Consider the following 20425-nt stretch of genomic DNA (forward strand, 5'->3'; position numbering starts at 1 on the left):
GGACGCATCTACGCGAGTCTTGGACTCAGCTACGCTCCTGCGTTCTTCTTTCAGCCGGCCACGCCGAAACCCGTGTCGAAGGTGCCCTTCACGTCCAGCGGCTGCTTGATGAGTCCCACCTGCCGGTAGAAGTCCGCCGTGCCCTGCTGGTCGGCGATGACCTGTACATCGATGGCCACCCACTTCTGCTGGCGGCGCTCAAACTGCAGCTTCGCCGCCTCGGGCGGAATGCCGATGATGCGCGCCAGCGCGGCCGAGTAGGCGTCGACGTTGCGGTACGACCAGAGCTGCGCCTTCACCACGCGCTGCAGAAAATCTTGCAGCACCGGCCGCTTGGCCGCGATGGCGCTGTCGGTGGCCGCCAAGTAGCTGAGGCCCGGCAGCAGCCCGCGCCCGCTGACGAGCACGCGCGCATGGTTGCTGACCTCGGCCAGCGCTGTGTAGGGCTCCCAGGTGGCCCATGCATCGACCGAGCCCTGCGTGAGTGCGAGCTTGGCGTCGGCCGGCGCCAGGAAGCGCAGGTTCACGTCCTCGGGCTTGAGGCCGGCCGAGGTGATGGCCTTGAGCGTGACGTAGTGGCCGATGGAGCCGCGGTTGGTCGCGACGCTCTTCCCCTTGAGGTCGGCGGCCGTCTTCAGCGGCGAATCGGGACGCACCAGCACCGCCGTGCCGTAGGAATCGGAGCGGTTCGCGCCGATGGCTTTCACGCGCGTGCCTGCCGCCAGCGCGAAGATCAGCGGCGCATCGCCGATGGGGCCGGAATCGACCGCGGCGGCGTTGAGCGCCTCGGCCAGCGGTGCGGCGGCCGGGAATTCGGACCACTGGATGTCGTACCCCAGCCCTTCGAGGCCACCGGCCGCTTCGAGCAGCGCACGCAGGCCGCCCTTCTGGTCGCCGGCCTTGAGCACCGGGCGGCCCTGCGCGGAAACCACGCCAGGCAATGCGACTGCAGCGGCGACGGCCGTGCCTTGAGCAAGAAACTGACGACGGGAACTGAGGTTCATGCGGATACGGCTTCTGTTCATGCAAGGGGATCGAAGGAGACGTGTTCCGCGAAGCGCACCGGGTCGGTGGTCTTCTTGAGCACGCCCACGCTGCGGAAGTCGCGCGCATAGAACTCGACCTCGTCGCGCAGGTTGCGGCCCAGCGGATGGTGGCTGTGCGTGAGCGTGCCGAGCAAGGCGCGCAGGTCTTCCACCGCGACGTTGGGCGAATACCTGGCGAAGAGCCTCGCCGATTCGTTCGGGTTCTCGGCCACGTAGTCGGAGGCTTGCGCAATGGCACGCACCAGCGAGGCGACGGTCGCCTTGTCCTTGCGCACGAGCTCGCCGCGCGCGCCGACGATGCAGCAGACCTTGTCCTTGTATTCGCCCGAGAGGTTGCTCGCCACCTCGACGTAGGCGCCCTGGTTGCGCTTCTCGATCAGGTAGATGTTGGGGTCGCCGTCGGCAATGGCCTGGATCTCGCCCTTCTTCACCGCAATGTCGAGCAGGTCGGCCGGGTACTGGCGCCAGGTGACGTCCTTGTCGGCGTCGATGCCGTTCTTCGTGAGCAGGATCGAGAAGAAGTTCTTGCCCGGGCTGGCGATGTCGGACACGCCGATGGTCTTGCCCTTGAGGCTCGCCAGATTGGTGACGCCCGCGCTCTTCGCGCCCACCAGCCGCACGCAGCCACCGTGCGAGCTACCGACGATCTTCACGTCGAAGCCCGATTCGAGCGGCTTGAGCCAGCGGTGGATCATGCCCACGGCCGCGTCGGCCTTGGCGGTGGCGAGCGACTCCAGCAGCTGGTCGGTGGAGCCTGTGTAGTTGATGAGGTCGACCTGCAGGCCGTTGCGCTCGAAGTAGCCGCGCTCTTGCGCCACCACCACGGGCGAGAGGCAGAAGGCCGAGGCGTTCCAGGCGAAGGTGAGCTTGCGGGACTGCTGCGAGAAGGCCTGCGATGCGATCAGGCCGCCGGAAGCGACCACGGCGGCGGCGGCGCCTGCGCGCAGCACGCCGCGGCGGGAGAGAGTTGGGTTCATCGTGATCGCGTCAGAGCAGCAGTTCGGGTTCGGCTTCGACCAGGCCTTCGTAGAGGCTGTCGAAGGAATGGATGGCGCCTTCAGGCCCGCCGATCTGGCTGTGCGTGTGGCGCGCGGTGGCCTCGTCGATGGGCTGCGGCTTGCCGGCGGCCTCGGCCAGCAGTTGCGTATGGCAGGCGTTGTCGAGCGCGATGTACCACCACGCGGCGGCTTCCACCGTGGGGCCCGCGGTCAGGATGCCGTGGTTCTTGAGGATGGCGCCCTTCCTGTCGCCCAGCGCATGGGCGATGCGATCGCCTTCGCTGGTGTCGACCACCATGCCGGTGAAGTCGTCGAACAGCGCCACGTCGTCGTGGAACACGCAGCTGTCCTGCGTGAGCGTGTCGAGCTTGCGGCCCAGCGTGGACCACGCCTTGCCGTAGGTCGAGTGCGTGTGGGCGGCGGCAATGATCTTCGGGTTGTGCTCGTGGATGGCCGCGTGGATCGCGAAGGCGGCCTTATTCAGCGGCCTGTCGCCGATGACGGTCTCGCCCTTCGAGTTGACGAGCAGCAGGTCGGACACCTTGATGCGCGAGAAATGGATGCCCAGCGGGTTGACCCAGAAGTGGTCGGCAAGCTCCGGGTCGCGCGCGGTGATATGTCCGGCCAACCCCTGCGCGAAGCCGAAGCGCGCGAACAGGCGGAAGGCGCCGGCCAGGCGCTCCTGCCGGTGACGACGCTCGGCCTGCACGGTGGTGCGCGGCGGAATGGGGTCGAACCAGTATTTCTGCTGCGGGTTCGGGTTGAGCTTCAGCGGCTGCTGGGCCGCGCTGCGATCGATGGAGAGAACTGCGCTCATGGTTCAGGCCGCCTTGCGTTGGGATTGCGCGCGCTGCGCCACCAGTTCGCGCGTGCGCGGGATCAGCTCGCGCCCGTAGTCCAGCGCGTCTTCCAGCGGGTCGAAGCCGCGGATCAGGAAGGTGGTCACGCCGAGGTCGTAGTAGTCGAGCAGCGCATCTGCCACCTGCTCGGGCGTGCCGACCAGCGCGGTGCTGTTCGAGCGGCCGCCGATCTCCTGCGCGACCGCCGTCCACAGCCGCTTGTCGAGCCGCGATCCCTTTTCGGCCGCTGCCAGCAGCCGCTTGGCGCCTTCACTCTGCTGCGGGCCGCCGCGGTTGTACCCCTGCACCACGCGCAGCCGTTTGGTCTCGGCCAGGATGTTCTCGGCGCGCGCCCATGCGGCTTCTTCAGTCTCGGCCAGGATCGGGCGGAACGACACCGAGAAGCGCACGCTGCGCCCGTGCTTGGCCGCCTCGGCGCGCACGCGGGTCGTCAGCTCGCGCGCCTGGTCGAGCGACTCGCCCCACAGCGCGTAGACGTCGGCGTACTTGCCGGCGACTGGAATCGCAGCCTCGGAAGCACCGCCGAAATACACCGGCACATGCGGCTTGCCGTTGCGCGTCTGCACGGGCTTCACTTCGGAGAACGCGCTCTGGAAACGGTAGTGCGCGCCTTCGTGGTCGAAGGGCTTCTCGGCCGTCCACACCTTGTGCAGCACCTCGAGGTATTCGTCGGTGCGGGCATAGCGCTGGTCGTGGTCCAGCCAGTCGCCGTCGCGGCGCTGCTCATCGTCGGAGCCGCCCGAGATGTAGTGCACGCCGAGCCGGCCGCCGCTGAACTGGTCGAGCGATGCGAACTGCCGCGCCGCCAGCGTGGGCGCGACGAAGCCGGGGCGATGCGCCAGCATGAAGTGGATGCGCTCGGTGACCGAGGCCGCGTAGGCCACGGTGAGCGTGGCATCGGGGCTGGTCGAGTGGTGCGGCACCAGCACGCGGTCGAAGCCCGCCGTCTCGTGGGCCTGCGCGAAGGCGCGCACGTAGTCGCGGTCGAGCGATGGGCCCTTGGCCGCGTGGATCTCCGAGACCTTCTGGCCCTGGATCATGCCGATGAATTCGACGACGCCGTCTTGCTGTGGCTGGCTCATGGTGCTGTCCTTGTTTGAATCTGTTTGCGGGAGATGGTTGTCAGGCGGCGGGCAGGCGCAGCACGCTCTCGAAGCTGCGGTCCCACAGGGGCTTCACGTCGGCCGGGCCGTCGAGCACGCCGATCTTCAGGAAGGTGTCGGCCACGTCCTGGTGGCTGCGCACCACCGCGTCGCTGACGGGGCCCAGGCTGTAGTCGCCGCTGCGGCGGTTGAAGAGCTCGACGATGTCGCCCACGGGTACGCGCGTCTCGGCCGACTGCGCGCGGGCATAGGCGAGGAAGTTGCCGTTGATCCACGCGAAGGAGCGCTGCAGCCGTTGCAGCAGGTCGCTCAGCGCCGCGCGGCGCAGCGAATCGTCGAGCGCGCGCGGGTTGGCGTAGATCGGGAAGTTGCCCGAGAGGTATCCCACGCCGGTCTTGATGACGCGCGCGCCGTACTGGGTGCGCGCCAGCTGGCCGTTGTAGCCGTAGATGGCCCAGGCATCGAGATCGCCGCGAGCGAAGGCAGAGAGGCCGTCGGAAGGCGTGAGGCTCACGGCCTGGATGTCGCTGAACGAGAGGCCCGCCTCGGCCAGCTGCTTGGCCAGGTAGTAGTGGGAAGTGGTGGCGCGCACGTAGCCCACGCGCTTGCCCTTGAAGTCGGCGATGCTGCGGATGGGAGCGTCCTTGCGCGCCAGCGTGGCCTGGTTGTTCAGGTCTTCATGAGTGACGGCCACCAGCTTCACGCTGGACTTCTGCCGCGCCGCGAACACCGGCGGGATCTCGCTGCCCGAGCCCAGGTCGAGCGCGTCGCCGTTGATGGCTTCGATGTGCAGCACGCCGTTGTTCAGTTCGCGCCAATCGATCTTGTAGGGCGTGTCGGCCTGGCCCGAGGCCGCCAGCAGCGGCCGCCACAGGCCCTTGTAGGTGCCCACGCGCAGCGTGACGCCGGACAGGTCGCGCGAGGGCGCGGCGGCCTGCGCCCAACCCGCGGTGCCGGCCGTGGCCAGCGCGGCTGCGGCTTGCAACAGGCGGCGCCGATCCAATGGAAAGTCTGGATTCATGCACCGACCGTAACCAGACGCACCGCTCAAGCGAACGCAGAAAAACGAGTTTGCATATGCGGGATGCGTAGTTTTCCGGCGGCGGGCGGCCCGGTACCGTGCGGGAACCATGAGTGCCCTCCCCTTGCGCCGCACGCCGGCCACCCCCGATGAAGCCCCCCAAACCACAACCGCCTCCGTCGACGCCTCGGTGCTGGCGCGCCTGTCGGCCCAGTTCGCGGCCACCGCCGCCGACCATGACCAGAGCGGCGCCTTCCCCCGCGAGAACTTCGCTGCACTGCAGGCGCATGGGCTGATCGGACTGGTCGCGCCCATCGAACATGGCGGAGGCGGTGCCACGCTGGCTACGGCACGGCGCGTGATCTCGGCCGTGGCCCGCGGCGAACCTGCCACGGCGCTGATCCTCACGATGACCTACCTGCAGCACCATGCGCTGACGCGCCCGGACAGCCGCTGGCCCGTGCATCTGCGCGAGCGCGTGGCGCGCGACGCGGTGGCGAACGGCGCGCTCATCAATGCGCTGCGCGTGGAACCCGCGCTCGGCTCGCCGGCCCGCGGCGGCCTGCCCGGCACGGTCGCGCGACGCGACGGCGACGGCTGGAAGATCGACGGCCACAAGCTCTACACCACCGGCATCGAGGGGCTGAGCTGGCTCGCCGTGTGGGCCCGCACGGAGGAAGCCGAACCGCGCACCGGGGTGTTCCTGGTGCCGCGCAACGCACCCGGCGTGCGCGTGATCGCCAGCTGGGACCACCTGGGCCTGCGCGCTTCGGGCAGCCATGAAGTGGTGTTCGAGAACGTCTCCATCGGCCTCGACCACGCGGTGGACCTGCGCGCGCCGGCCGACTGGGCGCCCGATGCGGGCAGCCAGACCGACATCGACGCCCATGCCACGCAGCAAGCGTGGATGACGGTGCTGCTCGGCAGCCTCTACGACGCCGTGGCCACGGCCGCGCGCGACTGGCTGGTCGGCTTCCTGAACCGGCGTGCGCCCGGCAGCCTGGGTGCGCCGCTGGCCAGCCTGCCGCGCGTGCAGGAGCACGTGGGCGAGATCGAGGCGCTGCTGCGCACCAACCGCGTGCTGCTCGACGACGCAACCGCCGCCGTCGACCGCGGCCACGCGCAGTCCGCCGCCGACAGCGGCCTGCTCAAGTTCACGGTGACCGGCAACGCGATCCGTGCAGTCGAGCTGGCGCTGCAGCTCAGCGGCAACCACGGCCTCACGCGGCAGAACCCACTGGAGCGGCACTACCGCGACGTGCTGTGCAGCCGCATCCATACGCCGCAGAACGACGCGATCCTGGTCGGGGCGGGCAAGCGTGCGCTGGCGGCGCAAGGAGCCGCTGCATGACCGACCTGCTCTTCTCCAAGGCATCCCGGCGCAGCTGGCTGAAGCAGGGCGCGGCGCTCTCGCTGGCCGCTACCGGCTCGCTGCGTGCATGGGCCCAGCCCCGGCAGACGACGCTGGTGCTCGGCGACCAGGCCGGCGGCCTGCGCTCGCTGTTCGAGGCGTCCCGCGCGCTCGAAGGCGCGCCCTTTGCCTACCGTTGGGCCAACTTCCAGGGCGCGGCGCCGCTCTTCGAGGCGCAGCGCAGCGCGGCGGTCGACACCGCCATGGCCGGCGACCTGCCCGTACTCGCCGCCGCCGTGGGCAAGACGCCGCTGAAGATCGTCGCCACGCGCGTCGGCAAGGCCGATTCGCTGGGCATCGTGGTGCAGCCCGATTCGCCGCTGCGCAGCGTGGCTGACCTGCGCGGCAAGACGGTCATCGTCTCTTCGGCGCGCGGCAGCATCTCGCAATACCAGCTCTACGGCGCGCTCGAAGAGGCCGGCGTGAAGCGCGAGGAAGTGACGGTGAAGTTCGTGCTGCCTACCGATGCAGCCGCCGCCTTCGCCTCAAAGCAGATCGACGCCTGGGCCATCTTCGACCCCTACTACACCATCGCCCTGCAGCAGGGTGGGCGCATCCTGCGCGACGGGCGAGGCATCAACACCGCGCTGGGCTTCATCACGGCCACCGAGTCGTCGCTGGCCGATCCGGCCAAGCGCGCGGCCATCGTGCAGTTCCTCGACCGGCTGGGCCGCGCGGGCGACTGGGCGCTGGCCAATCCAGAGGCCTACGCACAGGCCTACAGCCAATTGACGCGGCTGCCCATCGAGTCGTCGCGCATCATCACCGCGCGGGCCTCGGTGGCGGGCCGGCCGGTGAGCGAGGCCGACATCGTCGCGCTGCAGGCGGTGGCCGACCGCTCGGCGCGAGACGGCATCCTGCCGGTGCGGGTGGAAGTGCGCGCGATCACCGACACTGGCGTCTGGAAACGCCCCGCATGACAACAACCTCCCTGACACCTCTTCGCGAATTCGTCGGCGCCTTCGGCCGGCTGCTCGACGGCGCACCCGACGAGCCCCGCATTCTTTCCGAGGGCGGCGTGCTGCTGCGCCAGCTGGTGTCGCGCGACGACTGGCTGCCCGAGGCCTTCGCCCAGCCCGACCCCGTGTACTACCGGCAGTTCCTGCTGCACGCGGACAGCACCGAGCGCTTCTCCGTCGTGAGCTTCGTGTGGGGACCGGGGCAGGCCACGCCGGTGCACGATCACACGGTGTGGGGGCTGATCGGCATGCTGCGCGGCTCGGAGTACAGCCAGGGCTACGCGCTCGATGCGCAAGGCGACGCGCAGCCGCAAGGCGAGGCGGTGCGGCTCGACGCCGGCCAGGTGGAGGCGGTGTCGCCCACCGTCGGTGACCTGCACCGCGTGCACAACGCGCATGCCGACCGGGTGTCTATCAGCATCCACGTGTACGGCGCGAACATCGGCGCCGTACGGCGGCATACTTACCCGGCGGAGGGCGGCCGCAAGCCCTTCGTCTCCGGATACTCCAACACGCTGCTGCCCAACCTGTGGGACCGCAGCGCAGAACTCAGAGCCTCGACAGACGCATGACGACGACAGCCACCTTTCCCGTTCTTTCCTTCGCTGCGGTGCGCGAGCGGCTCATCGCCCGCGACGAGACCGCCCTGCTCGACGTGCGCGAGGAAGACCCGTTCGCGCAGGAACACCCGCTCTGGGCGGCCAACCTGCCGCTGTCGCGCATCGAGATCGAGGCCTGGCGGCGCATTCCGCGGCGCGACACGCTGATCGTGCTGTATGGCGAGCATGGCGGCACCGACCTCGCGCCGCTGGCCGCGCGCACCTTCGCCGCGCTGGGCTACACGAACGTGCACCTGCTCGAAGGTGGCCTCGAAGGCTGGCGCAAGGCCGGCGGCGAGTTGTTCCGCGACGTGAACGTGCCCAGCAAGTCCTTCGGCGAACTGGTCGAGCACGAGCGGCACACGCCCTCTCTCTCCGCGCCCGAGGTGAAGGCACTGGTCGACGCGAAGGCCGACGTGGTGGTGCTCGACGCGCGCCGCTTCGACGAATACCAGACGATGAGCATTCCAACGGCCACCAGCGTGCCGGGCGCGGAACTGGTGCTGCGGGTGCGCGAGCTGGCGCCCGATCCGGCGACACGGGTGATCGTGAATTGCGCGGGGCGCACGCGCAGCATCATCGGCACGCAGTCGCTGGTGAACGCAGGCATTCCGAACCCGGTGGCCGCGCTGCGCAACGGCACGATCGGATGGAAGCTCGCGGGGCAGGTGCTCGACCATGGCGCGAGCCGGCAGGCGCCTGTGGCCGTGTCGAAGGCGCATCGCGAACAGGCACAGGCCGATGCGCGGCGCGTGGCCGATCTGGCCGGCGTGCGCCGCATCGCGCTCGGGGCGCTGCAGACCCTGGAGGCCCCGGGACGCACCGTGTACCGCTTCGACGTGCGCACTCCCGGGGAATACGCGGCGGGCCACATTCCCGGCTTCGCCAGCGCGCCCGGCGGGCAACTGGTGCAGGAGACGGACCATCAGGTGCCGGTGCGCGGCGCGCGCATCGTGCTGGTGGACGACGACGGGGTGCGGGCCTCGATGAGCGCGTCGTGGCTGGCGCAGATGGGCTGGGAGGTCTATGTGCCGGACGCCGTGCCCGCAGCGGCGGATTTCATCGAGACGGGCACGCCATCGAGCTCGCATCCGCCGGTTGCGGCTGCGGTAGGCGAAATCGCGCCGAAGGAACTGGCGGTGCTGCTGAAGCAGTCCGGCACGGCGGTGATCGACGTGACCACCAGCGCGAACTACGTGAAGCGCCACATCCCGGGCGCCTGGTATGCGATCCGCGCGCAACTCGCCCAGGCCCTCGACGCAGTCGTTCCGCCCGCGCAACGCTACGTACTGACCTGCGGCAGCAGCCTGCTCGCACGCTACGCAGCCTCCGACCTGCGCGCGCTGCTCGACGCGCGCGACCACGGCGACGCCGAAGTGCTGGTGCTGGCCGGCGGCAACGCGGCATGGTTCGCGGCAGGCCTCGAAGCGGAAAGCGGCGAGACCCGCCTCGCGACCGCACGCACCGACCGCTACCGCCGTCCCTACGAGGGCACCGACGCCCCCGCCGAGGCGATGCAGGCCTACCTGGATTGGGAGTTCGGTTTGGTCGAGCAACTGGGGCGCGATGGCACGCATCACTTCAAGGTGATCTGAACTGCCCGAATCGCCCGTACTGGCAGCGAAAGCATCCTGAAAGGATGGCGACATCCCGGTGACACTGTGTAGCCCGGGTAAAGGTCGTCATCCGGGGAAATGGCGCAGCGTTGGAGGCTCATACCGACAACAACTCGTTCCAGGAGCTTCGCCATGAGATTCCCTGTTCTTCTTGCTTTGCCCGCTGCCGCGCTGGCAGCAGTCCTGACCGGCTGCGTGGTCGCGCCGGCCGCCCCCGTGTACTCGGCGCCTCCGGGCGTGGCCTACGTGGCACCGACCTACGTGTCGCCCGGCGTCGGCTTCGTGTGGGCCTACCACCCGCGCTATGGCTGGGGCTGGCATCACCCGCAATACGGCTGGCATCGCGGCTGGAGGTAGTAGCTCCCCCCCAGGCTTCGCGCACTTCGTGTCGCTACGCCAACCCCCTTCCGGGGGCAACACCTGAGGCCCGGAGCACTAGGCTCTCCCCTAGGCTCCGCGCACTCCGTGTCGCTGCTCCATCCCCCTTCCGGGGGCAACACCTGAGGCCCGGCAGAGCCGGTTCCTCGGTGTTTCGCGAAGGGGAATCACTATTCGAGGCCCGCGGCGCGGGCATCGGTTCGACTCAGCTCAGCTTGGCTCGGCGCTCTTGAACAGGGCGGCGACCTTGCGCTTGGGCTTGATGTTGCTGGAGATGCCGCGCGTAGGCGTTGCGGCCTTGGCGGCGGCTTCCCATGCGGGCGTCGCGTCGGGCTCGCCCGGCTCGTAGGGCTTGTCGAAGAAGGGATCGCGCGGCGCCGAGGGTGCACGATGCGGGCGCCCGCCGCCACGGCGGCTGTCGGCGTCGCGGCGCTCGCGGGGTTGATCGAGCACGTCGCGTGAGTCGCCCGATTCGCCTTCCTCGCGCCAGTGGCGGCGTCCGTCGTTGATGCGGCCGCGCGGACGGTCTTCCTCGAACTCGACGGGTTCGAGTTCGATCTTCTTCTTGATCAGCTTCTCGATGTCGGCCACGAGGCGCGCGTCGTTGCCGCCGCTGGCGAAGCTCACGGCCAGGCCGGAGGCGCCGGCACGGCCCGTGCGGCCGATGCGGTGAACGTAGTCTTCGGCGTTGAACGGAATGTCGAAGTTGAAGACTGCGGGCACGTCCTTGATGTCGAGGCCGCGGGCCGCGACGTCGGTGCACACCAGCAGGTCGACCTCGCCGGCCTTGAAGGCAGCGAGCGCCTTCAGGCGCTCGTCCTGGCTCTTGTCACCGTGCAGCGCCGAGGTGCGAAGACCGTCGCGCTCCAGCGAACGCGCGAGGCGCGCGCAACCGAGCTTGCTGTTGACGAACACGAAGGCCTGCGTGATGCCGCGCTGGCGAACGATCTGCTTGAGCGCGCGGCGCTTGTCGTCGTCGGCCACGCTGTAGAAGTGCTGCTCGACGGTGGAAGCCGTTTCGTTCGGCCGCGCCACTTCGATGGTGACGGGGTTCTGCAGGTAGCTGCCGGCCAAGCGCTTGATTTCGGGGGAGAACGTGGCCGAGAACAGCAGCGTGGTGCGCTGCTTGGGCAGGTAGCTCAGGATGCGCTGCAGGTCAGGCAGGAAGCCGATGTCGAGCATGCGGTCGGCTTCGTCGAGCACGACGTACTCGACCTGGTTGAGCACCGCGTTCTTCGCTTCGATATGGTCGAGCAGGCGGCCCGGCGTGGCCACCAGCACTTCGACGCCCTTCTTCAGTTCCAGCGTCTGCGGCTTCATGTCAATGCCGCCGAACACCACCGTGCTGCGCAGGTTGGTGTACTTGGCGTACAGCTTGATCTGCTGCGCGACCTGGTCGGCCAGCTCGCGCGTGGGCAACAGCACAAGAGCCCGGACCGGATGCCGCGCGGGCGAGGTCGAGGCGTTTTCATGCTTGAGCATGCGCTGCAGCAGCGGGAGCGAAAACGCCGCCGTCTTGCCGGTGCCGGTCTGGGCGGCGCCCATCACATCCTGGCCCGCGAGCACGACCGGAATGGCCTGCTCCTGGATCGGTGTCATGGTCTCGTAGCCCATTTCGGCCACGGCGCGCGCCAGCGGTTCCGCCAGCAGTAGATTGGAGAAGGAGCTTGTCATTGAGCCCGCTATTGTCGCATTGCCGCAAAAAACGGCAGTGACTGCGGCATGACAACGCCCGCGCGAGCGGAATTGCTATTTATTCAATAGCAATGAAGCCAGCAGCGGCAACCCCTTCAGAAGGGCCTTGCTCAAAGGCTGCGCGCATTGAAGGTGTCGCAGGCCTTGATGTCGCCGCTTTGATAACCCGCACCGAACCAGCGCTGGCGCTGAGCGCTGGAGCCATGGGTGAAGCTGTCGGGCACCACCGCGCGGCCTGCGGAGCGCTGCAGCGCGTCGTCGCCGATCTTCTGAGCGGCATTCATGGCGGCCTCGATGTCGCCCGGGTCGAGCCACTTCTTCGACTCCTGCGAGTGGTGGGCCCACACGCCGGCGAAACAGTCGGCCTGCAGTTCGACGCGCACGCTCATCGCGTTGTTCTGCGTCTGGCTCAGGCGGCTGCGCATGCCATCGACCTTGGCGGTGATGCCGAGCTCGTCCTGCACATGGTGGCCGACCTCGTGCGCGATGACATACGCCTGCGCGAACTCGCCCGGCGCGCCGAGCTGGTTCTTGAGCGTGTCGTAGAAGCCGAGGTCGATGTAGACCTTCTGGTCGCCCGGGCAATAGAACGGGCCCATGGCCGATTGCCCAGTGCCACAGGCCGTGGGCGTGGCATTGCGGAACAGCACGAGCCGCGGCGCGTGATACGTGCCGCCGTTCTTCCTGAAGATGTCCGTCCAGACCACTTCGGTGTTCTTGAGCACCGTGGAGACGAAGGCCGCCTCGCGGTCGCCGGACGGCGGCTTTTGCGCCGGCCCCTGTTGTTGCTGCACCTGCGCCGGACCACCGCCGCCGCTGAGCAGGCTCAGCACGGTGAGCGGATTGATCCCGAAGACCCAGCCCGCGATCAGCGCGACCGCGATGGTGCCGATGCCGATGCCTCGGCCACCGATGAAGCCGCCGCCACCACCGCCTCCGCCACCTTCACCACGGCGGTCCTCGACGTTGTCCGATTGTTCGTTGCCTTCCCATCTCATCGCAGTCTCCTTGCCGGCCATTGCTGGAGGATTTGCCGGCGGTCGCAGGATGGTACTTGCCCCGGCGCACTCCGGGGTAACCGGCCGTCAGCAGACGGCGGTGCGTTTTGTCAGGTTTTTGGCAGCGTCACGCCGCGCTGGCCTTGGTACTTGCCGCCACGGTCCTTGTAGCTGGTCTCGCAGACCTCGTCGCTCTCGAAGAACAGCACCTGCGCGCAGCCCTCGCCAGCGTAGATCTTGGCGGGCAGCGGCGTGGTGTTGCTGAACTCGAGCGTCACGTAGCCTTCCCATTCGGGCTCGAAGGGCGTGACGTTGACGATGATGCCGCAGCGCGCATAAGTGCTCTTGCCGAGGCAGATGGTGAGCACGTTGCGCGGGATGCGGAAGTACTCGACGGTGCGTGCCAGCGCGAAGCTGTTGGGCGGGATGATGCAGTAGTCGCCGTGCATGTCGACGAAGCTCTTCTCGTCGAAGTTCTTCGGGTCGACGACCGTGCTGTGGATGTTGGTGAAGACCTTGAATTCAGGCGCGCACCGGATGTCGTAGCCGTAGCTCGAGGTGCCGTAGCTGATGATCTTGTGGCCGGAGGCCTCGCGCACCTGGCCGGGCTCGAAGGGCTCGATCATGCCGTGCTGCTCGGCCATGCGCCGGATCCATTTGTCGCTCTTGATGCTCATATGCGCTCGCTGCTGCTGCGGGGGAATCGGGGGCGAATTGTGGCACGCGCCGCCGGCCCGCCCGCCGCCGCAGGGGCTACAGCGCCTGCGAGATCACCGTGCGCTCGACCAGCCGGTCGTCGCCCAGCACGATCATCGCGAAGAGCAGTTCCTCCAGCGAGTTCGCCCGCTTCGTCTTGCGTGCCAGCAGCGGCGTGGCCGCCGGATTCAGCACCAGGAAGTCGGCCTCGCAGCCCGGCTGCAGGTTGCCGACCACGCCGTCGAGCCCCAACGCGTGTGCCGCGCCGCCGGTGTGGCGCCACCACAGTTCCGATGGCGCGATGCTCAGGCCGGCCTTGGTCTGGCCCTCGCGGCCCACGTAGTAGGCCGCCATCATGGTGTGGAAGGGGCTGAAGCTGGTGCCGCCGCCCACGTCGCTGGCCAGCCCGTAGGGGTACTCCATGCGGTCGGCCGCACCGAAGTCGAAGAAGCCGCTGCCCAGGAACAGGTTGCTCGTGGGGCTCACGGCCGCGGCCGTCTTCGTCTCGCGCAGCAGGGCGCGGTCGGCGTCGTCGAGGTAGATGCAGTGGGCGTACACGGCCCGCTCGCGCATCAGGCCGAAGCCTGCATACACGTCGAGGTACGAGCGCGCCTTCGGGTACAGCTCGCGCACCCATTTCACCTCGTCGCGGTTCTCCGCCACGTGCGACTGGATCCAGGTGTCGGCGTACTTCGCGGCCAGCTCGCTCGCGCCGTGCATCTGGGCATCGGTGCTCGCGGGCGCGAAGCGCGGCGTGATGGCGTAGCCCAGCCGGTCGACGTTGTGCCATTTGCGGATCAGCGCCTCGGTGTCGATCAGGCTCTGCTCGGTCTGGTCGCGCACGCCGTCGGGCGAGTTGCGGTCCTGCAGCACCTTGCCGGTGATCATGCGCAGGCCGCGGCGCTGCGAGCCCTCGAAGAAGGCATCGACCGATGCAACGTGCGAGGTCGCGAAGGTCAGCGAGGTGGTGACGCCGTTGCGCAGCAGCTCATCGAGGAAGAACTCCGCCACTTCCTTCGAATGCGCGGGGTCGGCGAACTTGCTCTCGGCCGGGAAGGTGTAGTTCTCGAGCCAGGGCAGCAGCCCCGGCGAGGGCGAACCGATGATGTCGGTCTGCGGGTAGTGGATGTGCATGTCCACGAAGCCCGGCGCGAGGATGCGCCCCGGCAGGTGGGTCGTGTGCGCGCCCGGGTGGCGCGGCGCGATGTCGGCATGGCTGCCGGCGTCGAGCACGCGCTGGCGGCCGCTGGCGTCGGGGGCGACGACCAGCAGGCCGTCCTCATCGAAAACGGGCTTGCCGGAGGCGTCGAATCGCAGGAGGGAGGCGCGGTAGGCTTTTTTCATCGTGGGTGCGGAGGGTAATCCAGCCCCGCCCCGCCGCAATTTCCATGCGCATATGAGTGCTATATGCGCAGCGCACTCACCTCGGCGACACGGGCAGCGCACGCGACTGGATGTCGAAGGGCACGCCCGTCGGCACAGGCCCGTCGCCGTCCCTGCGCTTGGTGAGCAGCGAATACTTCGACTCGATGAAGTAGACACGGTCGCCCCATACCGCGCCGGAGGACGGATCGTTGAGCCCCGCCACCACCGTCTGCAGGCCGAGCTTCGCGCCGTCGACACGCGCCGCCGTGATCTGGCCGCCGTAAGGGCCTTCGCCGAAGGCATTGCTCTCGAACAGCACGAGCTGGCCGGGCTTCCACGCGCGGATCGCGTCGACGTTCTTCAGCACGCGCGGCGCCTCGACGCGCGTGACCTCGCCGGCACTGCCATCCGTGCCGAGGCCGATGCGCAGCACGCAAGGCGCAGCCGCCACGAGGCTCACATAGACATCGCGTCCGTCGTCGATGGCGATGCCGTTCAGGCCCTTGTAGGGGCCCGATCCGGCCAGCATCGGGTCTTCCTTCCACACCGTGAGCGAGGCAGCGCCCGGTGCAAGCTTCAGCACGCGCGGGTTGTAGGAGTCGGTCACGTAGAGGTTGCCGCTCGCGTCCTGCGCGAGGTCGTTGCAGTAGCCGCCATCGGGCATCGCATAGCTCGCGCGCGGCGCGCCCGTGGCCAGGTCATAGCGCTTGAGCGCGCTCGGCGTCTGTGGCACGGTGGTGAAGCCGCTACTGCCCGAGCAGACCCACAGCGCCCGGTGCTTCGCATCGACCAGCACGCCCTGCCCGTTCGCAAGCCCGTTGCTGCCGGGCTTCACGAGCACCTCGGCCTTCGGAGCGACGCCCGGCTTCAGGCGCGCGACTGCGCCCTGTCGCCAGCTGCCGACGTAGAACGCGCCGTCCGGCCCAATGGCCACGCTTTCCGGATACCAGTCTTCCGGCAGTGCCTGCACCACGGGCGGGGCAGCGACGGCCGTCGTCGTCGCGAGCGCAAGCAGCGCGCCTGCAAGCCGGCTTCTCATTGCCACACGCGAAACACGCGCCCCGTCAACGGACCTTCGACGCTGCGCACATAGGCCAGTGCCACGCGCGCGGCCGGCACGGTTTCGACACCCGGAAAGAGCGCGCCATATGCCTCCACCGATTCGGTCAGCAGCGTCGGGCTCACCGCGTTGATGCGCAGGCCGCGCGCCAGCTCGATGGCCGCGCCCTTCACGAAGCCCTCGACCGCCGCATTCACGGCAGCCGCGTTGCCTCCGCCGCGCACCGGATCTTCGGCGGCAACGCCCGTGGTCAACGTGATCGAGCCGCCGTCGCGCAGCACATGCTGGCCCAGCAGTGCGAGCCGCACCTGGCCCAGCAGCTTGTCCTGCAGGCCGACGTTGAAGTTCGCTGGCGTCATCTCGGCCAACGGGCCGAAGAAGAGCCCGCCAGCCGTCGAGACGATCGCATCGACACGGCCGACCGCCGCATACAGCGCCTCGACGCTGGCATCGCTCGTGATGTCGACCTGATGGTCGCCGCGCGTGCGACCCGCGCGAATCACCTCGTGGCCCCGCCCGGCCAACACCTGCGCCACCGCACTGCCGACCGCGCCCGTCGCGCCCACAACAAGAACCTTCATGGAAAACCTCGCCAGAGTGAATCAACAAGCGGCTATTGTTTTGCGAACCATCGATTTGATAAATTGCCTCACGGTTATGCCATTCGAAATCAGGAGTTCGCAATATGGACAAGCTCCGCGCCATGGAAGTCTTCGTCGCGACGGTGGATGCGGGCAGCTTCGCGGCCGCCGCCGAGGCGCTCGACCTTTCGGCCGTGATGGTCGGCAAGCACATCCGCGCGCTCGAGGAGCAGCTCGGCGCCCGCCTGCTGGAGCGCACCACGCGCCGCCACTCGCTCACGGAGATCGGCGCCGCATACCTGGAGCGCTGCCGCGACGTGCTGGCCAGCGTGCACACAGCCGACGGCGTGGCCGAGTCGCTGCGCGCCATGCCGCAGGGGGTGCTGCGCGTCACCGCGCCCGTGGCCTACGGCGCGCACCGGCTCACGCCGGTGATCGGCGAATACATCGCCGCCTATCCGCAGGTGAAGGTGGACCTGAGCCTCAACGACCGCGTGGTCGACCTGGCCGAGGAAGGCTTCGACTGCGGCATCCGCTCGGGCGCGGCCGTCGACGAGCGGCTCATTGCAAGACCGCTCGCGCTGGCGCGCATGTACGCGGTGGCCAGCCCCGCATGGGTCGCGCGCCACGGGCAACCGAAGCACCCGTCAGAGCTGGAGGCCTTCCCGCTGCTGGGCTTCGCGGCCTGGGGACCGAACCATTCGTGGCGATTCACGCGCGACGGGCAGACGGTGCACGTGCCGGTGCGCGGCCCGCTCACCACAAACAACGGCCAGGCGCTGCTGGCCGCGGCCATGGCCGGCGTGGGCGTGATCGTGCAGGCCGACGCGCTGCTGGGTCCGGCACTCGCATCGGGTCAGGTGGTGCAGCTGCTGCCCGACTGGGAACTGCCCACGCGGCAGGTGCACATCATGCGGCTGCCGGAAGCGCGCCCGAGTGCCAAGCTACGGACCTTCGTCGACTTCGTCGTCGATCGGCTGGGCTAGCGCGTCACCCGCCCCTGCACGCCTTCCACCAGCCAGTTCATCTTCAGGATCTGCTCGTCGCTCAATTGCGAGCCCTTGGCGATCACGACATGGCCTTCGTTGTCGCGCACGTCGGCCGCAGCGGCGCGGAACGGCTGCAGCTTGCCCGCGGCGATGTCCTTCTGCCGCGCCAGCACCTCGTCCTGCACGGCCCTGGGCACCTTCGTGCCGAAGTCGCCGACGCGGATCAGTCCCTCTTTCACGCCGCCCCAGAGGTTGCCGCTCTTCCAGCTGCCGTCGAGCACGGCCTTCGCGCGCTGCGTGTAGTAGCCGCCCCATTGATGCGTGACCGCGACGATCTGCGCGTCAGGCGCGATCTTGCGCATGTCGGAGTGATAGGCAATGGCCAGCTTGCCTCGCTCCTGCGCCGCCGCCATCACGGCCGTGGAGCCGGTGTGGAAGGCGATCACGTCGGCGTTCTGGTTGAACAGCGCCATCGCCGCGTCGCGCTCCTTCGGCGGATCGAACCATTCGTTGAGCCACACCACGCGCACCTGCGCGGCCGGGTTCACCGAGCGCATGCCGAGCGTGAAGGCGTTGATGCCCTGCAGCACCTCGGGAATCGGAAAGCCCGCGACGTAGCCCGCGATGTTGGTCTTCGTCATGCGGCCCGCCGCGATGCCGGCGAGGTAGCGGCCCTCGTAGTAGCGCGCATTGGCGGTCGCCACGTTGGGCGCGGTCTTGTAGCCGGTGATCGACTCGAACTTCACCTCGGGGAAGTCCCTCGCCACCTTCATCGTCGGCTCCATGTAGCCGAAGCTGGGCGTGAAGATGAGCGTGTTGCCCTGCTGCGCGAGATCGCGAATCACGCGCTCGGCATCGGCGCCTTCGGCCACGTTCTCGACATACGTGGTCTTGACCTTCGCACCCAGCGCCGCGTCGACGGCCTTGCGGCCTTCCTCATGCTGGCGCACCCAGCCGGCATCGGTGACTGGCGTGACGTAGACAAAGCCGATCTTCAGCGGCGCCTTCGGCTGCTGCTGCGTCTGCGAAAAGGCGGGGGACAGAAAACAGGCGGCTGCCAACGCCAGAAAGGCGCGGCCCGCGAGGTTTTTGTACATGGTGTTCCTCTACATGGCCCCGGAAAAACAAAACCCCGCAGCAGGCCGGGACGCCCTGCTGCGGGGTGAAGATTTTAGTTCTGAAGGCCCGGCCAAGCCCTGCACAGGGCCTCCGACGGCATGGCCGACGCAGGCCCCGGAAGCATCGGGACCACGCATGGTTCATCAGTGCGCGACGGCCCGGAGCACCGCGCGTTCACTAACATCCTTGCCTCCACATCACATCCTGCCGGCCATGTCCCTCACCATGAATTTCGACTTCACGCCGCTTCCGCGCACACCCGTCTTCGAGGCATGCACGGTCATCAGCGCCGCGGGCTACGACCTCTTCATCAACGAGACCGTCACCCTGAGCTTCGGCACGAAATGCGCGATGGTGAAGACCAGGAACCGCGATCCGATCCCCCTGCCCTACTTCGAGCTGGCCGAGGTCACGATCGAGAACGGCGAAGTCTCGACGACCGGCGAGATCAGGCAGGGCCTGGACGGGCGCGGCAACCCGACGCTCCTGGAATACACCTCCGCCACGACGCAACCGACCATGCAGAGCTTCATCTCGTTCATCACGCATGTCGGCGAACTGCACCTGTTCTACCGAGGCATGCCGCCGACCGTGCTGCGCGCGGCGCTGGCCGAGCCCTTCGCAATCTGGCGCCAGCACCAGCCGGAATGGCTGGAGAAGCGGCGCAAGGTCGTGGACGCCTATGCCGACAGCGAAGGCCTCGACACGCAGACACGCGACGCGCTGAAAGGCCGCCTTCTGGCCCCTGTCGTGCCGCCCCCCTCGGCTGCACCGCTCTCGTTTCCCTCCTCCGGCTTCCCCACCGACGACATGCCGGCGCCGGGCACCTTCGATCCTGCGACGCGCCTGGGCGTGTGCCCCTCGTGCGACGCGGAGATCCCGTACTTCTCCGAGGAGTGCCCCAAGTGCCGGGCACTGTTCGGGCCCGACTCCACATGGCAGGTGCGACCGCTCTGACACCGGGGGGCGGTCGCGGAACGCCTGGGTCACATCCTCCTTGTGGACGACAGCCGGCCCCGCCAGCTGAACGCAGGGGTCATGCCCGTGCCGTGCCGGCGCCATAGCGCGCCGCGGGAAGGGTGTTGGACAGCCGCCCCGACATCGCACGCCGAGCCGCATCGAAGGCATCCCACTCCGCGAGATCAGGCAGCGCGGGAATCGTGACCTGCTCGCCCTGGTCGAGCCCTGCGAGGGCCGCGTCGACCATGTCCTGCGCGGTCATGACGATCTCCTTGGGCAGGTGCTCCATCGGCACGCCCGCAACGCCCCAGAACTCGGTGGCCGTCGCGCCGGGCAGCACCGCCTGCACGCGCACGCCCTTGTCCTTCAGTTCGTGCTGCAGCGACTGGCTCAGTGCCAGCACGAAGGCCTTGCTGCCGCCGTACACGCCGTTGAGCGTCTCGGGCGAGATCGCCACGATGGAGGCGATGTTCACCAGCGTGCCGGCACCGCGCTCGACGAAGCCGGGCACGGCCGCGTAGGTGAGCCGCGTGAGCACGCTCACGTTGAGCTCGATCATTTCCTCCATCTTCTCGATGTCCGAGCCGAGCAGCGGCGCGGCGGCGCCGAAGCCGGCGTTGTTCACCAGCATGGTGATGTCGGCGCGGGTGCGCAGCGCGGCCTCGACGAGCGCGATGTCCTTGCGGTCGGTGAGGTCGGCGGGCAGGACTTCGACCTTGCGGCCGGTCTCGCGCGTGAGCTTGGCGGCCAGCGCCTCGAGGCGCTCGCGGTTGCGCGCCACCAGGATCAGGTCGAAGCCGCGCCGCGCGAGGCGGTCCGCGTACACGGCGCCGATGCCGGACGACGCGCCGGTGACGAGGGCGGTGCCCTTGTGGAGGTTTGCTGAAGTTGCGGTGGTCATGGAGCTTCCTTTGTTTCGCCGCGTCGGTATGCGCGGCCATGGCGGAAGTCTCTTCCTGGAAGGCTATGGC

Annotated in this window: 20 protein-coding genes; 7 read left to right on the top strand and 13 right to left on the bottom strand. The window is 68.5% G+C overall.

The window, feature by feature from the left end; genetic code table 11:
• Nucleotides 1-50 precede the first annotated feature (50 nt).
• Genes EJO71_RS01235 through EJO71_RS01255 form a run of 5 tightly spaced genes read right to left on the bottom strand, consistent with a single transcriptional unit; the run spans nt 51 to nt 5028 of the window.
• Entirely contained in the window at nt 51-1004 is a 954-nt protein-coding gene (locus tag EJO71_RS01235; RefSeq protein ID WP_125947182.1) for an ABC transporter substrate-binding protein, read from the bottom strand.
• Nucleotides 1005-1021: 17 nt separating this feature from the next.
• Nucleotides 1022-2023, bottom strand: coding sequence for an ABC transporter substrate-binding protein (locus EJO71_RS01240; protein ID WP_125947181.1), 1002 nt, complete (start codon nt 2021-2023; stop codon nt 1022-1024).
• 10 nt (nt 2024-2033) lie between these two features.
• Nucleotides 2034-2861, bottom strand: a complete 828-nt coding sequence (locus tag EJO71_RS01245) for a class II aldolase/adducin family protein (RefSeq protein ID WP_125947180.1) — start codon at nt 2859-2861, stop codon at nt 2034-2036.
• A 3-nt stretch (nt 2862-2864) separates the two neighbouring features.
• Entirely contained in the window at nt 2865-3986 is a 1122-nt protein-coding gene (locus EJO71_RS01250) for an LLM class flavin-dependent oxidoreductase (protein WP_125947179.1), read from the bottom strand.
• A gap of 40 nt (nt 3987-4026) precedes the next feature.
• Nucleotides 4027-5028, bottom strand: a complete 1002-nt coding sequence (locus EJO71_RS01255) for an ABC transporter substrate-binding protein (protein ID WP_125947178.1) — start codon at nt 5026-5028, stop codon at nt 4027-4029.
• 109 nt (nt 5029-5137) lie between these two features.
• Here EJO71_RS01255 and EJO71_RS01260 point away from each other — a divergent pair, with 109 nt between their 5' ends.
• From EJO71_RS01260 to EJO71_RS01280, 5 genes are all read left to right on the top strand, one after another.
• Nucleotides 5138-6379, top strand: a complete 1242-nt coding sequence (locus EJO71_RS01260; protein WP_125947177.1) for an acyl-CoA dehydrogenase family protein — start codon at nt 5138-5140, stop codon at nt 6377-6379.
• The gene (locus tag EJO71_RS01265; protein WP_125947176.1) at nt 6376-7359 is read left to right on the top strand and encodes an ABC transporter substrate-binding protein; all 984 of its coding nucleotides are present in this window, start codon (nt 6376-6378) and stop codon (nt 7357-7359) included. The genes EJO71_RS01260 and EJO71_RS01265 overlap by 4 nt, the downstream gene beginning before the upstream one ends.
• Nucleotides 7356-7970, top strand: a complete 615-nt coding sequence (locus EJO71_RS01270) for a cysteine dioxygenase (protein WP_125947175.1) — start codon at nt 7356-7358, stop codon at nt 7968-7970. Before EJO71_RS01265 ends, EJO71_RS01270 begins: the two co-directional genes overlap by 4 nt.
• A complete protein-coding gene (locus tag EJO71_RS01275) occupies nt 7967-9592 on the top strand; it encodes a rhodanese-related sulfurtransferase (RefSeq protein ID WP_125947174.1) in 1626 nt (541 codons plus the stop codon). Before EJO71_RS01270 ends, EJO71_RS01275 begins: the two co-directional genes overlap by 4 nt.
• 153 nt (nt 9593-9745) lie before the next feature.
• Nucleotides 9746-9970, top strand: a complete 225-nt coding sequence (locus EJO71_RS01280) for a hypothetical protein (protein WP_125947173.1) — start codon at nt 9746-9748, stop codon at nt 9968-9970.
• A 231-nt stretch (nt 9971-10201) separates the two neighbouring features.
• Here the strand turns inward: EJO71_RS01280 and EJO71_RS01285 are convergent, their stop codons facing one another.
• The 6 genes from EJO71_RS01285 to EJO71_RS01310 form a co-directional block, all read right to left on the bottom strand.
• Entirely contained in the window at nt 10202-11665 is a 1464-nt protein-coding gene (locus EJO71_RS01285) for a DEAD/DEAH box helicase (RefSeq protein ID WP_125947172.1), read from the bottom strand.
• Between the two features lie 131 nt (nt 11666-11796).
• Nucleotides 11797-12684: a neutral zinc metallopeptidase gene (locus tag EJO71_RS01290; RefSeq protein ID WP_125947171.1), complete on the bottom strand. Its 888-nt coding sequence runs from the start codon at nt 12682-12684 to the stop codon at nt 11797-11799.
• Nucleotides 12685-12794: 110 nt separating this feature from the next.
• Entirely contained in the window at nt 12795-13361 is a 567-nt protein-coding gene (dcd, locus tag EJO71_RS01295; RefSeq protein WP_019655140.1) for a dCTP deaminase, read from the bottom strand.
• A 76-nt stretch (nt 13362-13437) separates the two neighbouring features.
• Nucleotides 13438-14724, bottom strand: coding sequence for a guanine deaminase (gene guaD / locus EJO71_RS01300; RefSeq protein ID WP_125947170.1), 1287 nt, complete (start codon nt 14722-14724; stop codon nt 13438-13440).
• A 76-nt stretch (nt 14725-14800) separates the two neighbouring features.
• Nucleotides 14801-15784 carry a hypothetical protein gene (locus tag EJO71_RS01305; protein WP_240651258.1) on the bottom strand — a complete coding sequence of 328 codons (984 nt, stop codon included), beginning with the start codon at nt 15782-15784 and terminating at the stop codon, nt 14801-14803.
• Complete coding sequence (locus EJO71_RS01310) at nt 15781-16386, bottom strand: short chain dehydrogenase (RefSeq protein WP_125947169.1); 606 nt, start codon at nt 16384-16386, stop codon at nt 15781-15783. Before EJO71_RS01310 ends, EJO71_RS01305 begins: the two co-directional genes overlap by 4 nt.
• A 104-nt stretch (nt 16387-16490) precedes the next feature.
• Between EJO71_RS01310 and EJO71_RS01315 the strand changes: the two genes are divergently transcribed.
• Nucleotides 16491-17372 carry a LysR family transcriptional regulator gene (locus EJO71_RS01315; RefSeq protein WP_125947168.1) on the top strand — a complete coding sequence of 294 codons (882 nt, stop codon included), beginning with the start codon at nt 16491-16493 and terminating at the stop codon, nt 17370-17372.
• Here the strand turns inward: EJO71_RS01315 and EJO71_RS01320 are convergent.
• Nucleotides 17369-18472, bottom strand: a complete 1104-nt coding sequence (locus EJO71_RS01320) for a BMP family ABC transporter substrate-binding protein (RefSeq protein WP_125947167.1) — start codon at nt 18470-18472, stop codon at nt 17369-17371. The genes EJO71_RS01315 and EJO71_RS01320 overlap by 4 nt on opposite strands.
• A 235-nt stretch (nt 18473-18707) precedes the next feature.
• Here EJO71_RS01320 and EJO71_RS01325 point away from each other — a divergent pair, with 235 nt between their 5' ends.
• Nucleotides 18708-19451: a hypothetical protein gene (locus tag EJO71_RS01325; RefSeq protein ID WP_125947166.1), complete on the top strand. Its 744-nt coding sequence runs from the start codon at nt 18708-18710 to the stop codon at nt 19449-19451.
• A 79-nt stretch (nt 19452-19530) separates the two neighbouring features.
• Here EJO71_RS01325 and EJO71_RS01330 read toward each other — a convergent pair whose 3' ends face one another.
• The gene (locus tag EJO71_RS01330) at nt 19531-20355 is read right to left on the bottom strand and encodes an SDR family oxidoreductase (protein WP_125947165.1); all 825 of its coding nucleotides are present in this window, start codon (nt 20353-20355) and stop codon (nt 19531-19533) included.
• Between the last annotated feature and the right edge of the window lie 70 nt (nt 20356-20425).

The sequence above is a fragment of the Variovorax sp. 679 genome, from assembly GCF_003952185.1.
In the GTDB taxonomy this organism is placed as follows: domain Bacteria; phylum Pseudomonadota; class Gammaproteobacteria; order Burkholderiales; family Burkholderiaceae_C; genus Variovorax.

What these genes read in the sequence shown, in the direction of transcription:
- EJO71_RS01235 (WP_125947182.1), bottom strand. Translation starts at nt 1,004, where the DNA reads ATGAACCTCAGTTCCCGTCGTCAGTTTCTTGCTCAAGGCACGGCCGTC.
- EJO71_RS01240 (WP_125947181.1), bottom strand. Translation starts at nt 2,023, where the DNA reads ATGAACCCAACTCTCTCCCGCCGCGGCGTGCTGCGCGCAGGCGCCGCC.
- EJO71_RS01245 (WP_125947180.1), bottom strand. Translation starts at nt 2,861, where the DNA reads ATGAGCGCAGTTCTCTCCATCGATCGCAGCGCGGCCCAGCAGCCGCTG.
- EJO71_RS01250 (WP_125947179.1), bottom strand. Translation starts at nt 3,986, where the DNA reads ATGAGCCAGCCACAGCAAGACGGCGTCGTCGAATTCATCGGCATGATC.
- EJO71_RS01255 (WP_125947178.1), bottom strand. Translation starts at nt 5,028, where the DNA reads ATGAATCCAGACTTTCCATTGGATCGGCGCCGCCTGTTGCAAGCCGCA.
- EJO71_RS01260 (WP_125947177.1), top strand. Translation starts at nt 5,138, where the DNA reads ATGAGTGCCCTCCCCTTGCGCCGCACGCCGGCCACCCCCGATGAAGCC.
- EJO71_RS01265 (WP_125947176.1), top strand. Translation starts at nt 6,376, where the DNA reads ATGACCGACCTGCTCTTCTCCAAGGCATCCCGGCGCAGCTGGCTGAAG.
- EJO71_RS01270 (WP_125947175.1), top strand. Translation starts at nt 7,356, where the DNA reads ATGACAACAACCTCCCTGACACCTCTTCGCGAATTCGTCGGCGCCTTC.
- EJO71_RS01275 (WP_125947174.1), top strand. Translation starts at nt 7,967, where the DNA reads ATGACGACGACAGCCACCTTTCCCGTTCTTTCCTTCGCTGCGGTGCGC.
- EJO71_RS01280 (WP_125947173.1), top strand. Translation starts at nt 9,746, where the DNA reads ATGAGATTCCCTGTTCTTCTTGCTTTGCCCGCTGCCGCGCTGGCAGCA.
- EJO71_RS01285 (WP_125947172.1), bottom strand. Translation starts at nt 11,665, where the DNA reads ATGACAAGCTCCTTCTCCAATCTACTGCTGGCGGAACCGCTGGCGCGC.
- EJO71_RS01290 (WP_125947171.1), bottom strand. Translation starts at nt 12,684, where the DNA reads ATGAGATGGGAAGGCAACGAACAATCGGACAACGTCGAGGACCGCCGT.
- dcd (WP_019655140.1), bottom strand. Translation starts at nt 13,361, where the DNA reads ATGAGCATCAAGAGCGACAAATGGATCCGGCGCATGGCCGAGCAGCAC.
- guaD (WP_125947170.1), bottom strand. Translation starts at nt 14,724, where the DNA reads ATGAAAAAAGCCTACCGCGCCTCCCTCCTGCGATTCGACGCCTCCGGC.
- EJO71_RS01305 (WP_240651258.1), bottom strand. Translation starts at nt 15,784, where the DNA reads ATGAGAAGCCGGCTTGCAGGCGCGCTGCTTGCGCTCGCGACGACGACG.
- EJO71_RS01310 (WP_125947169.1), bottom strand. Translation starts at nt 16,386, where the DNA reads ATGAAGGTTCTTGTTGTGGGCGCGACGGGCGCGGTCGGCAGTGCGGTG.
- EJO71_RS01315 (WP_125947168.1), top strand. Translation starts at nt 16,491, where the DNA reads ATGGACAAGCTCCGCGCCATGGAAGTCTTCGTCGCGACGGTGGATGCG.
- EJO71_RS01320 (WP_125947167.1), bottom strand. Translation starts at nt 18,472, where the DNA reads ATGTACAAAAACCTCGCGGGCCGCGCCTTTCTGGCGTTGGCAGCCGCC.
- EJO71_RS01325 (WP_125947166.1), top strand. Translation starts at nt 18,708, where the DNA reads ATGTCCCTCACCATGAATTTCGACTTCACGCCGCTTCCGCGCACACCC.
- EJO71_RS01330 (WP_125947165.1), bottom strand. Translation starts at nt 20,355, where the DNA reads ATGACCACCGCAACTTCAGCAAACCTCCACAAGGGCACCGCCCTCGTC.